This window comes from Cyanobium sp. NIES-981, assembly GCF_900088535.1.
In the GTDB taxonomy this organism is placed as follows: Bacteria; Cyanobacteriota; Cyanobacteriia; order PCC-6307; family Cyanobiaceae; genus NIES-981.
In genome coordinates this window covers 203,835-218,900 of record NZ_LT578417.1, presented here as the reverse complement: position 1 = coordinate 218,900, position 15,066 = coordinate 203,835, and the positions used below count along the sequence as shown (strand labels likewise).

Sequence of the window (15,066 nt, the reverse complement as noted above, 5' to 3'; positions counted from 1 at the left end):
AGCACCGCACGTTCTTTCATGACAGGCTCCGGCGAGATCCGCTCCGATGTGCCGACTGTGCTGGTGGGAGACCGGCAGGGGCGGCAGCTGCTCTGCTTCCTCGAGCAGCTGATCCCCCTCGACGGCAACGAGTACGGGCTGCTCACCCCGGTGGACACCCCGGTCTGCCTGGTGCGCATCGCCCCGGACGACGACAGCGAGGACGAGGTGATCGAGGAGCTCGACGGCGCCGAGTCGATCCTGTCGGTGGCGGAGGTGGTGCTGCAGGAGCACGACCTCACCCTGGTGCGCTCGGCCGTGACCCTGACCGTGAGCGGCGACCTGGAGGAGCCGGATCCCGAGGAGATCGAGGAGGCGTTCGACGGTGAGGACGACGACGACGAGACCGATCTCTACGAGATGCTGATCCAGTTCCGGGCCGCCAACCAGGAATACGGCCTCTACATCCCCCTCGACCCCTTCTTCGTGGTGGCCAGGCTGGAGGGCAACGGGGCCGTGCTGGTGGAAGGCGAGGAGTTCGACCGGGTGCAGCCCCGCATCGAGGCCGAGCTGGAGGAGCGGGAGGGCCTGGCGTGAGCCTGCGTCAGCTGCTGCGCCCCAACTGGCTGATCGACCGCACCCTGGCCGACCTGCCCCTGCAGGACCTGCTCGACCAGGGCATCCGCGCCCTGGTGCTGGATGTGGACCGCACCCTGCTGCCGCGCGGGCAGGCCGTGCTGCCGGAGAGCGCCGTGCGCTGGCTGGAGGCGGCGCGCGAACAGCTGCCGATCCACCTGCTGAGCAACAATCCCTCCCGGCAGCGGATCGGTGCCGTGGCCCGGCAGCTGGGGCTGCCGTTCACCACCTCCGCCGGCAAGCCCCGCCGCAGTGCCCTGCGGCGGGTGCTCAGCCAGTTCGCCCTGCCCCATCACCAGGTGGCCCTGATCGGCGACCGCCTGTTCACCGACGTGATCGCCGGCAACCGGCTCGGCCTGTTCACCGTGCTGGTGAAGCCGATCGACCCCCTCGGCCAGCCCTGTCAGCGGGATCGGCTCCAGAACCTGGAGCTGCGCATGGCCCACTGGATCGGCACCAGTTTCGGCGGATGACGTCCAGAGAACGACTTCCAGAGAATGAGCACCAAAGGATGACCACCAAACCCCTGCGCCGGGTCGTGAAGGTGGGTACCAGCCTGCTGCGCGGCTCTCCGGAGCGCCCCACCACCGCCGTGATCGCCGACCTGGCCGCCAGCCTCAACCGGGCCAGGCGGCGCGGGGATGCCGTGGCCCTGGTCACCAGTGGCGCGGTGGGGCTGGGCTGCGCCACCCTGGGCCTCGCGCGCAGGCCCGCTGAGGTGGCCGCCCTCCAGGCGGCGGCCGCCATCGGCCAGGGGCAGCTGATGGCCCTCTACCAGGACGCCTTCGCCGTGCGCGGCCAGACCGTGGCCCAGGTGCTGCTCACCCGCGGGGATCTGGCCTCCCGGCGCCGCTACCAGAACGCCTGCCGCACCCTGGCCCAGCTGCTCGACTGGGGCGTGGTGCCGGTGGTGAACGAGAACGACACCCTCGCCACCGACGAGCTGCGCTTCGGCGACAACGACACCCTCTCGGCCCTGGTGGCGGTGGCCGTGGCAGCGGACGAGCTGATCCTGCTCACCGACGTGGATCGCCTCTACTCCGGCGATCCCCGCCACGACGCCACGGCACGGCCGATCGACGAGGTGCGCGACCTGGGCGAGCTGGAGCGTCTGAGCCATGGGGCCACGGGCGGCGGGCAGTGGGGCACCGGCGGCATGACCACCAAGCTGGCGGCGGCCCGGATCGCCACCTCCAGCGGCATCCGGGTGCATCTGGCCGACGGCCGTGATCCCGCCGTGCTCGATGCCCTGCTGGCCGGCGAGCGGGTGGGCACCGTGTTCCAGCCCTCCGTCACCCCCCTGCCCGACCGCAAGCGCTGGCTGGCCCACGCCCTGCTGCCCCAGGGCAGCCTGCGGCTCGATGGCGGCGCCGAGCGGGCCCTGATGACCCGCGGCGCCTCCCTGCTCGCGGTGGGGGTGGTGGAGGTGAGCGGCGATTTCCGGCCCCGGGAGCCGGTGCGCCTGCTCAGCAGCGACGGCCGTGAGCTGGGGCGTGGGCTGGCCACCCATGGCAGCGACGAACTGCGCCGGCTGATCGGCCGGGCGGGCGTGGAGGTGGTGCACCGCGACCAGATGGCCCTCACCCTCGCCCCGAACGACTCCTGAGCCCGGCCGCAGGCGGGGGCAGCGCTGCGGGGCTGCGGCGCGCGGACGCCCTCTACGATCCGCCCCAGACCACGGCATCGGCCATGCGCTTCAGCGACCTGCTCGGCCTCCTGAGCGAAGTGCGGGACGCGGGCGGGCTTCAGGCGGTGCCCCACCACCTGGCGGAGGATGCCTGCATCGAGGCGGCGGCCGCCATCGATCAGGCCGGCCCCGGCCAGATCAGCTTTCTGGACTCCGGCCATGCCCCGGGCAGCGCCCTGGACACCTGCAGGGCCACGGCCCTGCTGCTGCCGGCCCGCAGCGACGACACCCCGAAGCTGCAGGAGCTGGCCAGCGGCCGGGGCATGGCCTGGGTGGTGCTGCAGGACCCCCGCCTCGGCTTCGCCGAAGTGCTCGAAATCCTCGTTCCCCCGGTCAGCCCGCCGGCGGGGATCCATCCGTCCGCGGTGGTCGATCCCACCGCGGCCGTGGGCAGGGGCTGCCACATCGGCGCCCGCGCGGTGGTGGGGGCACACGTGACCATCGCGGAGAACTGCTGCCTGCACCCGGGGGTGGTGCTCTACGACGGGGTGGCGCTGGCCGAGGGCTGCACCCTCCATGCCGGCGCCGTGCTGCACCCCGGCAGCCGCCTCGGCCGCGGTTGCGTGGTGCACTCCAACGCGGTGATCGGCAGCGAGGGCTTCGGCTTCGTGCCCACCGCCGCCGGCTGGCGCAAGATGCCCCAGACCGGCCGGGTGGTGCTGGAGGACGACGTGGAGGTGGGCTGCGGCAGCACGATCGACCGGCCGGCCGTGGGTGAGACCCGCATCGGCGCCGGCACCAAGATCGACAACCTCGTGCACGTCGGCCATGGCGTCAGCACCGGCCGGGGCTGCGCCCTGGCGGCCCAGGTGGGCATCGCCGGCGGTGCCCGGCTCGGCAACGGCGTGATCCTCGCCGGCCAGGTGGGCCTGGCCAACCGGGCGGTGATGGGGGATGGCGCGATCGCCTCCTCGAAGTCGGGGATCCACGGCGAGGTGGCGGCCGGGGAGGTGGTGAGCGGCTATCCGGCGATCCCCAACCGGCTGTGGCTGCGCTGCTCCGCCGCCTTCAGCAGGCTGCCGGAGATGGCCCGGCAGCTGCGCCAGCTGGAGAGGCGCCGGGCCGCCCAGGAGCAGGCCAGCGCCGGCGGGGAAGCGGGCACCTAACCTCGCGCTCGCCCTCGAGCCTCCCGGCCGTTCCCTCCCCCGCCATGACCTCCAGCCACCGGATCACCCTGCTCGCCGGCGACGGCATCGGTCCGGAAATCATGGGCGTAGCCCGCCAGCTGCTCGATGCGGTGGCCCGCCGCCATGGCTTCAGCCTCCACTACGACGCCCAGCCGATGGGAGGCGCGGCGATCGACGCCACCGGCATTCCCCTGCCCCAGAGCACCCTGGAGGCCTGCCGGGCCGCCGATGCGGTGCTGCTGGCCGCCATCGGATCCCCCCAGTACGACAGCCTGCCCCGCGAACAGCGCCCCGAATCCGGCCTGCTGGGGCTGCGCGCCGGCCTGGGCCTGTTCGCCAACCTGCGCCCGGTGAAGATCATCCCCGCCCTGATCGACGCCAGCACGCTGCGGCGCGAGGTGATCGAGGGGGTGGATCTGATGGTGGTGCGCGAGCTCACCGGCGGCATCTACTTCGGCACCCCCAAGGGCCGCGTGGCAACCCCTGACGGGGTGCGGGCCTTCAACACCATGGCCTACAGCGACACGGAGATCGACCGCATCGCCCGGGTGGGCTTTGATCTGGCCCGGGAGCGCGGCGGCCGCCTCTGCAGCGTGGACAAGGCCAACGTGCTCGACGTGTCGCAGCTGTGGCGCGACCGGGTGGAGAGCCTGCACGCCAGCAGCTATCCGGACGTGGAGCTCAGCCACATGTACGTGGACAACGCCGCCATGCAGCTGGTGCGCAATCCCCGCCAGTTCGACGTGCTGCTCACCGGCAACCTCTTCGGCGACATCCTCAGCGATGAGGCGGCGATGCTGAGCGGATCGATCGGCATGCTGCCCTCCGCCTCCCTCGGCAGCGATGGCCCCGGCCTGTTCGAGCCGATCCACGGCTCCGCTCCCGACATCGCCGGCCAGGACAAGGCCAACCCCATGGCGATGGTGCTCAGCGCCGCGATGATGCTGCGGGTGGGCCTGAAGCAGGAGGCCGCCGCGACCGATCTGGAGGCCGCCGTGGACCGGGTGCTGGCCCGGGGATTCCGCACCGGCGATCTGATGAGCCCCGGCTGCACCCTGGTGGGCTGCCGGGCCATGGGCGAGCAGCTGCTGGCTGCCCTGGAGGGCTGAGCCAGCCGGGGCGGGGAGCCCGGACCGGCGACCTGCCAAACTCGCCCACAGTTTCCCCGAATCCCCGCGCATGTCGAAGCGTCATCCGGTCGTGGCAGTCACCGGGTCCTCCGGCGCGGGGACCAGCACTGTGAAGCGGGCCTTCGAGCACATCTTCAAGCGCGAGGGCATCACCCCGGCCGTGGTGGAGGGCGACAGCTACCACCGCTACGAGCGCGGGCCCATGAAGGAGGCCATGGCGGCCGCCATGGCCAAGGGCGAGAACTTCTCCCACTTCGGCCCGGAAGCCAACCTGTTCGACAAGCTCGCCGAGCTCTTCCAGACCTACGGCGCAACCGGCGGCGGCCAGAAGCGCTACTACCTCCACTCGGTGGAGGAGGCCGCCGAGCACAACGAGCGGCTTGGCACCAACCTCGATCCCGGCCAGTTCACCCCCTGGGAGGAGATCCCCACCGGCACCGATCTCCTCTTCTACGAGGGTCTGCATGGCGGCGTGAAGGGCGAGGGCTACGACGTGGCAGGCCTGGCGGATCTGCTGGTGGGCGTGGTGCCGATCGTGAACCTGGAGTGGATCCAGAAGATCTCCCGCGACAACGCCGAGCGGGGCTACTCCGCCGAGGCCACCGTGGACACGATCCTGCGGCGGATGCCCGATTACATCAACCACATCTGCCCGCAGTTCAGCCGCACCGACATCAACTTCCAGCGGGTGCCCACGGTGGACACCTCCAACCCGTTCATGATCCGGAACATCCCCACCCCGGACGAGAGCTTCGTGATCATCCACTTCCGCAAGGGGGCCCGCGAGAAGTGGGGGATCGACTTCACCTACCTGCTCGACATGATCCACGACTCCTTCATGTCCAGCCCCACCTCGATCGTGGTGAACGGCGGCAAGATGGGTTTCGCCATGGAACTGATCCTCACCCCGATCATCCACCGCATGATCCAGGACAAGAACGGCCAGGCCTGAAGGGAGCCAAATCCAGGCGTCAACCTCTAAGGTGGTGCCGTGAATCGGAGGCGGTGAGGCCATTACCAACGCCACACCCGGTCCCTCTCATCCGTCGTTCCTGATCGCAGGGGGGTCCCCTTCCCCTGCCTTCAATCTCCGGCTTGATCGTGTCAACAGCCAGGAGGTGTTTCAACTGGCCCGCAGGGCCATGTACGCCTACATGGACCGCTGTCCGTCGGGGCCCGATCCCTGCGGTGTGGTGCTGCAGGCCGGCCGGGGGCGGGTGGTGTTCGAACTGCCGGTGCTCCTGCCGGATGAACAGTTCATCCCGCTCGATCTGATCCGCGGCAAATCCAGCCGCAGCAGCTCCAGCCGCGTGCGCTGGGCGCGGCCCAGCTGATCCCTCCGCGGACGTTCCCCCTCCCCTGCCGGCCCCATGCCGTACGCGCTCCAGCCCCTCACCGGCCCGGCCGCAGCACCGGCCATGTCGGCTCTGTGGTTCTGGACCGCCTGTGTGCTGGGGGCCTGCGTCGGCAGTTTTCTCAATGTGGTGGCCTGGCGCCAGCCCCGCCAGGAATCGCTGCTGCATCCCCCCAGCCACTGCCCGCGCTGCGGCACCCGCCTGCGCTGGCACGACAACATCCCCGTGCTGGGGTGGCTGCTGATCCGGGGCCGCTGCCGTCACTGCCACGCCCCCGTCTCGCCGCGCTACCCCCTGGTGGAACTGCTCACCGCCGGCCTGTGGGTGGCGGCGGTGCTCGCCCCGCCCCAGGCCATGGGCCCGGCCCCCTGGGGGCCAGGGCAGGTGCTGGCGGGGTGGCTGCTGCTGAGCTGGCTGATTCCCCTCACCCTGATCGATCTCGACCGGCTGTGGCTGCCGGAACCCCTCTGCAGGATCGGGCTGCTGCTCGGCCTGGGCTGCACCGCCCTGCTGGGCTTTGCCCAGGGCGGTGCGGTGGGCAAAGCCCTGGTGTTCCACCATCTGCTGGCCGCGGGAGCGGGCCTGCTGGGCTTCGAGGCGGTCAGCGCGCTCGCCGAACGCCTGATCGGCAAACCTGCCCTGGGTCTTGGCGACGCCAAGCTCGCAGCCCTGCTGGGCGCCTGGCTCGGCCTCACCGGCCTGGGCCTCACGGTGGTGATCGCCGTGACCTCCGGCGCGGCAGTGGGCCTGGCCGGACGCCTGAGCGGGCGCCTGGGACGCCATGACCCCATGCCGTTCGGGCCCTTCCTGGCCGCCGGCGGGGCGGGGGTGTGGCTGCTGGGCCATGGGCCCTGGCTGCAGCTGCTCGGATCGCTGGGGCTGGTGCCGGGGCCCTGAGCCGGCCGGGCCGGGCCTTACCGGGCCTTAAATGGTCAAGAGCCCCTGATCTCCCCGCAGCCCAGCGATGTCCCTGTTCGATTGGTTCGCTGATCGCCGCAAGGCCGCCCCGGTGGTGCGGGTCACCCAGGAAGTGGAGGAGGGGGACGGGCTCTGGAGCAAGTGTCCCGACTGCGGCCTGGTGGTGTACCGCAAGGACCTCATCGCCAATGCCAGCGTGTGCAAGGGCTGCGGCCACCACCACCGCATCGACAGCGAGGAGCGCATCCGCCTGATCGCCGATCCCGGCAGCTTCGAGCCCCTCGACAGCGACGTGGCCCCCACCGATCCCCTGGCCTTCAAGGACAGGCGCAGCTACGCCGACCGCCTGCGCGACAGCCAGCAGAGCACGGGGCTGCGGGATGCGGTGGTCACGGGGCTGTGCCGCACCGGCGGGCTGCCCCTGGCCCTGGGGGTGATGGATTTCCGCTTCATGGGGGGCTCGATGGGCTCGGTGGTGGGGGAGAAACTCACCCGGCTGATCGAGGAGGCCACGGCCCGCCGCTACCCCGTGCTGATCGTGTGCGCCTCCGGCGGGGCCCGCATGCAGGAGGGCATGCTCAGCCTGATGCAGATGGCCAAGATCTCCGGCGCCCTGCAGCGGCACCGGGCGGCGGAGCTGCTGTACATCCCCCTGCTCACCCACCCCACCACCGGCGGGGTGACCGCCAGTTTCGCCATGCTGGGCGACCTGATCCTGGCCGAGCCCAAGGCCCTGATCGGCTTCGCCGGCCGCCGGGTGATCGAGCAGACCCTGCGGGAGAAACTCCCCGATGGCTTCCAGACCGCCGAATACCTGCAGGACCACGGCTTCGTGGACGCCATCGTGACCCGTCCGGAGTTCCGCGCCACGCTCAGTGAGCTGCTGCGGCTGCATGGCTGCCGGGAGCTCGTGCCGGCATGAGACGCGTCGGAGCCGGCTGGACCTCCCCCCCGCTCGGCTGGCTGGCGGGCCTGCTGATCGCCCTGCTCCTGCTGGCCCCGGCTCCGATCCTGCCCAGCCAGCCGGCCCTGGCCGGCTCGGTGGACTGGCAGGAGGTGCCCGCCAACAGCGATGGCCGCCAGTGGTGGGATGCCGGCAGTCTGCGGCTCACCCGCAACGGCAATCTCTCGGTGCTCAGCCGCTTCCAGCCGGCCGCCGCGGAGGAGGAGCGTCCCCACCTCGGGGATCTCTACGTGATGGAGATCGACTGCGGTCAGCAGCTCTACCGCGACACCTCCGTGAACGGCCTGCCGCGGCTGGGCGCCGAGTGGCAGCCGGCCAGCGGCGATGACCTGATCAGCGCCGTGATCGACGCCAGCTGTGATGCCGGCGCGGCGCTGCTGCAGGCTGCCTGAAGCTCTCCGCCGACCCTCCATGGTGCCCAGTGCCCCCTCCCTGCCCCAGCAGCCCCTGCGCGTGGCGATCGCCGGGCTCGGCTTCGGCGAGACGGTGCACCTGCCGGCGCTGAGGGCGGCCGCCGGCACCGAGCCGGTGGCCCTCTGGCATCCCCGCCCGGAGCGGCTGGAGAGCGCCTGCGCGGCGGCGGAGCTGCCCGGCCACACCGACTTCGCCGCCCTGCTGCATCAGCCCGACGTGGAGGCGGTGGTGATCGCCACCCCGCCCGAGCCCCGCTTCGAGCTGGCCCGCCAGGCGCTGCTGGCGGACAAGCACCTGATGCTGGAGAAGCCCGTGGCCCTCAACGCCGCCGAGGTGGAGGAGCTGCAGCGGCTGGCCCTGGCCCGGGGCCTCACCGTGGCCGTGGACTTCGAATACCGGGCCGTGCCGCTGTTCCAGCAGCTGGCCGGCCTGCTCCACAGCGGTGCCCTCGGCGAGCTGGTGCTGGTGAAGCTCGACTGGCTGATGGGCAGCCGCGCCGATGCCTCCCGGCCCTGGAGCTGGTATTCCCAGGCGGCCGCGGGCGGGGGCGTGCTGGGGGCCCTCGGCACCCACGCCTTCGACATGCTGCACTGGCTGGTGGGTCCCAGCCACCGGGTGGCCGGACGGCTCGGCACCGCCATCCGCCAGCGCCCGCTGCCCGAGGCCAGCGGACGGATGGGGGTGGTGGATGCGGAGGACACGGCCCTGGTGCAGCTGGAGCTGGAGAGCGCATGCGGCGGGCGCGTGCCTGCCCAGGTGTGCCTCTCCTCGGTGACCCGGCGGGGCCGCGGCTGCTGGCTCGAGATCTACGGCAGGGAGGGCACCGCCGTGCTCGGCTCCGACAACCAGAGCGACTACGTGCACGGCTTCCATCTGTGGTGGTCCCAGGCGGGAGAGCCCTTGCGCCGGCTGGAACCGGAGGCCGGGCTGGCCTTTGCCCGCACGTGGGAGGACGGCCGCATCGCTCCGGTGGCCCGCCTGCACGGGTGGTGGAGCAGCGCCGTGCGCGAGGGGCGGCCGATGGTGCCGGGGCTGGCCGAGGCGGTGAGCAGCCAGCGCTGCTACGACCAGGCCCGCGCAGGCGGCTAGCTCAGATTCGGTAACAACCGCTACGATTCAGCCCCCCCCCCCCCCTGGATCGAGGTCTTTCGCCGGAGCCACCCCCATGACCCCCGCCACGGCCATGCCACACGCCCGCCAGGCCGAAGCGGCCCGCCGCGCCGCCAAGCAGGCCGGGGACCTCCTCCAGTCCCTGCGCAAGCAGAATCTGATCGCTTGAGCGCCGCCGGCCCTGCGGACCTGAGACCCGTGAGGCATCACCTAGACTCCGCCGCAGTCCTTTTCTCTGCCTGCGAGGTTTCCCATGGCGTTGGTTCCGCTTCGGCTGCTGCTCGATCACGCCGCTGAGAACGGTTACGGCATCCCGGCGTTCAACGTGAACAACCTGGAGCAGGTGCAGTCGATCATGGAGGCGGCTTACGAGACCGACTCCCCCGTGATTCTGCAGGCGTCCCGCGGCGCCCGCCAGTACGCCGGCGAAGCCTTCCTGCGCCACCTGATCCTGGCCGCCGTGGAAACCTATCCCGACATCCCGGTGGTGATGCACCAGGACCACGGCAACAGCCCCGCCACCTGCTACGGCGCCGCCGCCAACGGCTTCACCTCGGTGATGATGGACGGCTCCCTGCAGGCCGACGCCAAGACCCCCGCCAGCTACGAGTACAACGTGGCCGTCACCAAGGAAGTGGTGGACGTGGCCCACGCCATCGGCGTGAGCGTGGAGGGCGAGCTGGGCTGCCTGGGCTCCCTCGAGACCGGCATGGGTGAGGCCGAGGACGGCCACGGCTTCGAGGGCAAGCTCGACCACAGCCAGCTGCTCACCGACCCCACCGAAGCCGCCGACTTCGTGGCCAAGACCAAAGTGGATGCCCTGGCCATCGCCATCGGCACCAGCCACGGCGCCTACAAGTTCACCCGCAAGCCCACCGGCGAGGTGCTGGCCATCAGCCGCATCGCCGAGATCCACAAGGCCATCCCCAACACCCACCTGGTGATGCACGGCTCCTCCTCGGTGCCCCAGGAGTGGCTGGACATGATCAACAAGTACGGCGGTGCCATCCCCGAGACCTACGGCGTGCCCGTGGAGGAGATCCAGGAGGGCATCCGCAACGGCGTGCGCAAGGTGAACATCGACACCGACAACCGCCTGGCCTTCACCGCCGCCATCCGGGAGGCCGCCGCCAAGGATCCCGCCAACTTCGATCCCCGCCACTTCAACAAGCCCGCCCGGGCCTACATGAAGCAGGTGTGCCTGGACCGCTACCAGCAGTTCTGGTGTGCCGGCAACGCCAGCAAGATCAAGCAGCGCGACATCAACTACTACGCCACCCTCTACGCCAAGGGGGAACTCGATCCCAAGACCGCCGTCGCCGCCTGAGCCTCGGCATCCCGGCCATCCCTGTGATGCCCAGCGGCCCCCAACCAGGGGGCCTTTTTTCTTGCCCGTCTTTTCTGCCCGTCGCGCCGGCCCGTCGCGCCGGTCCAGCTCAGAGGGCGGCCGCGGGGGTGGCCGCGGGGGTGGCCGCCTCCGGTTGCGGCGAGGCCTCCTCCGACCGGCGCGGATCCAGCAGGGCATCGATCGCCTCGCGCAGGCTCGGCTCCATGGCGATGCGGGAGCTGTCGCTCACCACCACCCGCGTGAGGGTGGGCAGACCCCCGGCCCGGGCCCGCAGATACACCGGCTCCACGTAGAGCAGGGCCTGGCCGATCGGCACCACCAGCAGATTGCCCTGGATCACCTGGGAGCCGGCCCGGTCCCACAGCCCGAACTGCTGACTGATGCGGGGGTTCTGGTTGATCAGGGCCTGCACCTGTTCCGGGCCGTAGATGGGCAGCTGGCTGGGAAAGCGCAGCAGGGTGAGTTCGCCGTAGTGGGGGGCATCGCTGCGGGCCGCCAGCCAACCCACCAGATTGGGACGGGCCAGGGGGGTGAGGGGCTGCAGCAGCAGGAACTCCGGTTCCACTTCCCCGGGCAGCTGGGCACTGATGTGGTACGGCTCCACCGGCACCTGATCCTGGCCGTAGAGCTCCTTGGGCACCTGCCACACGTCATCGCCGCTGTAGAAGATGCGCGGATCGGTCACGTGGTAACGCAGCAGCTGGGTGGTCTGGATCTGGAACTGCCAGCGGGGATACATGATGTGGTCCTGGAACGCCACCGGCATGGCGGCCAGGGGCTGGAACAGCTCCGGAAACAGCGACTGCCAGGTGCGGATCAGGGGATCGGCGGGTTCGGCCACGTAGAGCACCATCTGACCGGTGAAGGCATCCACCACCGCCTTGACGCTGTTGCGCAGATAGCGGATGTCCGGCCGGCCCGGCACCGCAGCGCTGTAGGGGTAGAAGGCACTGCTGGTGAAGCCGTCCACGATCCAGTACTGGTGCTGATCGGAGGGGAAAGGGGCCTCCCCCTCCAGATTCACCGAGATCAGGTAGGGCTCCGCCTCGAAACGCACGAAGGGAGCCAGGGCCCGCACCCGGTCGCGCACCTCCCGGTGCAGCAGCAGGCGGGTGGAGGCATTGAGCTCGCCGCGCACCAGCAGCTTCGGTTCCCGCAGGTAGATCGCGGCGGCCAGGCGTTGCCAGAACCGGCCCAGGGGCACGCCCGCACCGCCGCTGTAGTGGATGTAGAAGTTGTTGTCACCCTGGGGGTAATTGAATTCCTCCACGGCCGTGGGGGCCAGGGCATAGGGGGAGGCCAGGGAACCGAAATAGAGAAATGGATCCCGGGTGGGCACCACCTGCTCCACCTGCTGCCGGGTGATCCCCAGCTGGGCGTTGCCCTGCACCTTGGTGGAGGGGCCCAGGTCGGAGATGAAGAACTCGGGCAGGCCCTCCGGTCCGCTCGTGTTCACCGGCGACAGGGTGAAGCCGTTGCCGTGGGTGAACACCAGATGGCGGTTCAGCCAGGTGCGGGCGGTGCGGGGCAGGGAGCCCTGATCCAGCTCCCGGGCCGCCATGATCACCTGCTGCCGTCCCAGACCGGCATCGGGCTGCAGGGCGTAGCGGTCCACCGCCGGCTCCGAGAAGCGGTAGTACACCCGCAGCTGCTGCAGCTGGCGGTTGGTGGCCAGCAGGGGTTCACTGTCCCAGAGGCGCACGTTGCTCAGCGTGGCCTCCCCCTCGGCGAGATCCCGCCGGCTGAGCCGGTCGTTCGGCACCCGGTCGATGATCTCCATCGCATCGATCTGGAAGGCCCGCCGCGTCGCGTCGATGGAGCGGGCCAGATAGGGCATCTCCCGCTCCAGCTCCTGGGGGTTCACCAGCAGGTTCTGGAGCAGGGGGCTCAGTCCCGCCTCCAGCAGGGGAAGGGCCAGCAGCAGCAGGCAGAGCACCGCGGTGGCGGGGCCGCGGTGCCCCTGGCGCGCCAGGGGCAGCAGCAGCAGCAGGGCCATCAGCAGGGCCACCACGGCAGCGGCGGTGCGCAGCGGCAGCGCCAGATGCACATCCAGCCAGCCGGCCCCGGGCACGCTGCCGGTGGTGCTCAGCAGCAGCTGATGCCGCCCCAGCCAGAAGGCCAGGGCCAGCAGCAGCGCCAGGGCGGCGAGGGGCCGGCGCAGGGCCTGGAGCTGGGCGGGGGCGAAGCCGGCGAAGTGGCCGTCACTCAGCTGGGAGCCCCGGGCCATCAGCCCCCAGAGGGCCAGCGCCAGGGTGGCCAGCAGGATCGCGATCGCCAGGGTGAGGGCCAGGGCGAGCGCGGGGAACCGCAGCTGCACGAAACTCACATCGGCGCCCAGCAGCGGCTCCCGCAGGCCCGTGGGCTGCGCCATCACCGCCAGGCTCCACAGGCCCCAGCCCCGCCCCAGCACCAGCGCGAGTCCCAGGCCGGCCCCACCGTGCAGCCAGCGGGCCCCGCCCTGGGGGCGGGCAAGGAGCACCACCGCCGCGGCCACCAGCAGCAACAGCCACGGACCCGGCGGCAGGCTGGCCAGGGCGATCAGACCATGCAGGCGCGCCGGATCGAAGGGCTGGAGGGCCAGACGGGCCACCACCCCCCAGATCAGCGACAGGGAGAGCAGGGCGGCAGCCAGGAGGGCGAGCAGCACCAGGGCGTAGGGCCCCGTGCGCAGCGGACGGCGCAGCGCCCCCGGCGCCGCGGGCAGTGCCCACAGCCACAGCAGCCAGCGCTGCAGCGCCAGGGTGATCGCCAGGCCGATGCCCAGGCCGAGCAGCTGCAGGGCCCAGCGCCGGGCCAGCACCGCGGTGAGGTTGAACTGGGAGAACCAGCTCCACTCGACCCAGAGGCGGGCGGTGAGCACCAGCAGCGCCAGGGCCAGCACCAGCAGGCCCGGCAGCAACAGGGAGGGCCTGGAGAGAAGGCGACCGCGGGGCAAGGAGCGTTCAGGGCGGCTCAGGCGCCGAGGCTAGACAGCCCCAGCGGCACCACAAGCCCCCGGGCGGGCCGCCAGCGCCGCCGCCAGGCAGGGGAATCAAATCCCGATCTCAGACATCGGCTTTAAATCGATGGCCTCGGCAGCGCTGTTAGGGTTCGGGGCAACCCGGGCGATCGCTGTGACGGCCACCCTCTCCCGCTCCACCTTCACCGGCCTGCGCTGCAAGGAATGCGGCCATGCCTACGAGGCCGGCGCCCGCCACGTCTGCGAGGACGTGTGCTTCGGCCCCCTGGAGGTGGTGTACGACTACGAGGCGATCCGCAACCGGGTGAGCCGCGCCACGATCGAGGCCGGCCCCGCCTCGATCTGGCGCTACCGCGACTTCCTGCCCATCGAGGGCGATCCGATCGACGTGGGCACCGGCTTCACGCCCCTGCTCAAGGCCGACAACCTGGCCCGCCGCCTCGGCCTGCGCAGCCTCTACATCAAGAACGACGGCGTCAACATGCCCACCCTCTCCTTCAAGGACAGGGTGGTGTCGGTGGCCCTCACCCGCGCCCGGGAGCTCGGCTTCAAGACCGTGAGCTGCGCCTCCACCGGCAACCTGGCCAACTCCACGGCCGCCATCGCCGCCCACGCCGGCCTCGAGTGCTGCGTGTTCATCCCCAGCGATCTGGAACTGGGCAAGGTGCTGGGCACCCTGATCTACAACCCCACCCTGATGGCGGTGCACGGCAACTACGACCAGGTGAACCGCCTGTGCTCGGAAGTGGCCAACACCTTCGGCTGGGGCTTCGTGAACATCAACCTCCGCCCCTATTACTCCGAGGGCTCGAAAACCCTCGGCTATGAGGTGATCGAACAGCTCGGCTGGCAGCTGCCCGACCACATCGTGGCGCCGCTGGCCTCCGGCTCGCTGTTCACCAAGATCCGCAAGGGCTTTGACGAGTTCATCAAGGTGGGCCTCGTGGACGAGAAGGCCGTGCGCTTCAGCGGCGCCCAGGCCGAGGGCTGCAGCCCCATCGCCCAGGCCTTCGCCGAAGGCCGTGACTTCATCACGCCGGTGAAGCCGAACACGATCGCCAAGTCGATCGCCATCGGCAATCCCGCCGACGGCCCCTACGCCATCGACATCGCCAACCGCACCCGGGGCAGCATCGCCGCAGTGAACGACACCGAGATCGTTGACGGCATCAAGCTGCTGGCCGAAACCGAGGGGGTGTTCACCGAAACCGCCGGTGGCACCACCATCGCCGTGCTGAAGAAGCTGGTGGAGCAGGGCAAGATCGACCCGGGTGAGACCACCGTGGCCTACATCACCGGCAACGGCCTCAAGACCACCGAGGCCGTGGTGGATGCCATCGGAGCGCCCTACACGATCGAAGCCCAGCTCGACAGCTTCAAGGCCGCCTGGCAGCAGGCCCAGGCCGCCCACCAGGGCTGACCCCCGTTCCTTTCCCTTC

14 protein-coding genes are annotated in these 15,066 nt (G+C 70.8%); 13 read left to right on the top strand and 1 reads right to left on the bottom strand.

The features are described 5' to 3' along the window. The first annotated feature begins 18 nt into the window (after nucleotides 1-18). From CBM981_RS01170 to fba, 12 genes are all read left to right on the top strand, one after another. Entirely contained in the window at nucleotides 19-576 is a 558-nt protein-coding gene (locus CBM981_RS01170) for a DUF3727 domain-containing protein (protein ID WP_087066912.1), read from the top strand. Next, the gene (locus tag CBM981_RS01165; RefSeq protein WP_087066911.1) at nucleotides 573-1,088 is read left to right on the top strand and encodes a YqeG family HAD IIIA-type phosphatase; all 516 of its coding nucleotides are present in this window, start codon (nucleotides 573-575) and stop codon (nucleotides 1,086-1,088) included. Before CBM981_RS01170 ends, CBM981_RS01165 begins: the two co-directional genes overlap by 4 nt. Before the next feature lie 38 nt (nucleotides 1,089-1,126). Then, the gene (gene proB, locus CBM981_RS01160) at nucleotides 1,127-2,221 is read left to right on the top strand and encodes a glutamate 5-kinase (RefSeq protein WP_087066910.1); all 1,095 of its coding nucleotides are present in this window, start codon (nucleotides 1,127-1,129) and stop codon (nucleotides 2,219-2,221) included. 83 nt (nucleotides 2,222-2,304) lie between these two features. Then, entirely contained in the window at nucleotides 2,305-3,408 is a 1,104-nt protein-coding gene (lpxD, locus tag CBM981_RS01155) for a UDP-3-O-(3-hydroxymyristoyl)glucosamine N-acyltransferase (protein ID WP_087066909.1), read from the top strand. A gap of 44 nt (nucleotides 3,409-3,452) precedes the next feature. Beyond that, nucleotides 3,453-4,538 (top strand): 3-isopropylmalate dehydrogenase, encoded by a 1,086-nt coding sequence (leuB, locus tag CBM981_RS01150; RefSeq protein ID WP_087066908.1) that lies wholly within the window; start codon nucleotides 3,453-3,455, stop codon nucleotides 4,536-4,538. A 70-nt stretch (nucleotides 4,539-4,608) separates the two neighbouring features. Beyond that, the gene (locus tag CBM981_RS01145; protein ID WP_087066907.1) at nucleotides 4,609-5,511 is read left to right on the top strand and encodes a phosphoribulokinase; all 903 of its coding nucleotides are present in this window, start codon (nucleotides 4,609-4,611) and stop codon (nucleotides 5,509-5,511) included. A gap of 190 nt (nucleotides 5,512-5,701) precedes the next feature. After that, a complete protein-coding gene (locus CBM981_RS01140; RefSeq protein WP_225867459.1) occupies nucleotides 5,702-5,893 on the top strand; it encodes a hypothetical protein in 192 nt (63 codons plus the stop codon). Between the two features lie 36 nt (nucleotides 5,894-5,929). Beyond that, entirely contained in the window at nucleotides 5,930-6,811 is an 882-nt protein-coding gene (locus CBM981_RS01135) for an A24 family peptidase (protein ID WP_087066905.1), read from the top strand. Nucleotides 6,812-6,878: 67 nt separating this feature from the next. Continuing rightward, entirely contained in the window at nucleotides 6,879-7,754 is an 876-nt protein-coding gene (gene accD / locus CBM981_RS01130) for an acetyl-CoA carboxylase, carboxyltransferase subunit beta (RefSeq protein WP_087066904.1), read from the top strand. Beyond that, the gene (locus tag CBM981_RS01125) at nucleotides 7,751-8,188 is read left to right on the top strand and encodes a hypothetical protein (protein ID WP_087066903.1); all 438 of its coding nucleotides are present in this window, start codon (nucleotides 7,751-7,753) and stop codon (nucleotides 8,186-8,188) included. The genes accD and CBM981_RS01125 overlap by 4 nt, the downstream gene beginning before the upstream one ends. Before the next feature lie 19 nt (nucleotides 8,189-8,207). Then, nucleotides 8,208-9,299, top strand: a complete 1,092-nt coding sequence (locus CBM981_RS01120; protein WP_087069090.1) for a Gfo/Idh/MocA family protein — start codon at nucleotides 8,208-8,210, stop codon at nucleotides 9,297-9,299. A gap of 274 nt (nucleotides 9,300-9,573) precedes the next feature. Further along, entirely contained in the window at nucleotides 9,574-10,647 is a 1,074-nt protein-coding gene (gene fba, locus CBM981_RS01115; protein WP_087066902.1) for a class II fructose-bisphosphate aldolase, read from the top strand. 109 nt (nucleotides 10,648-10,756) lie between these two features. On the opposite strand, the gene CBM981_RS01110 is transcribed toward fba, so the two are convergent. Next, a complete protein-coding gene (locus CBM981_RS01110) occupies nucleotides 10,757-13,603 on the bottom strand; it encodes a UPF0182 family protein (protein ID WP_087066901.1) in 2,847 nt (948 codons plus the stop codon). Between the two features lie 178 nt (nucleotides 13,604-13,781). Between CBM981_RS01110 and thrC the strand changes: the two genes are divergently transcribed. Next, nucleotides 13,782-15,047, top strand: a complete 1,266-nt coding sequence (gene thrC, locus CBM981_RS01105) for a threonine synthase (RefSeq protein WP_172820782.1) — start codon at nucleotides 13,782-13,784, stop codon at nucleotides 15,045-15,047. The last annotated feature ends 19 nt before the right edge of the window (nucleotides 15,048-15,066 follow it).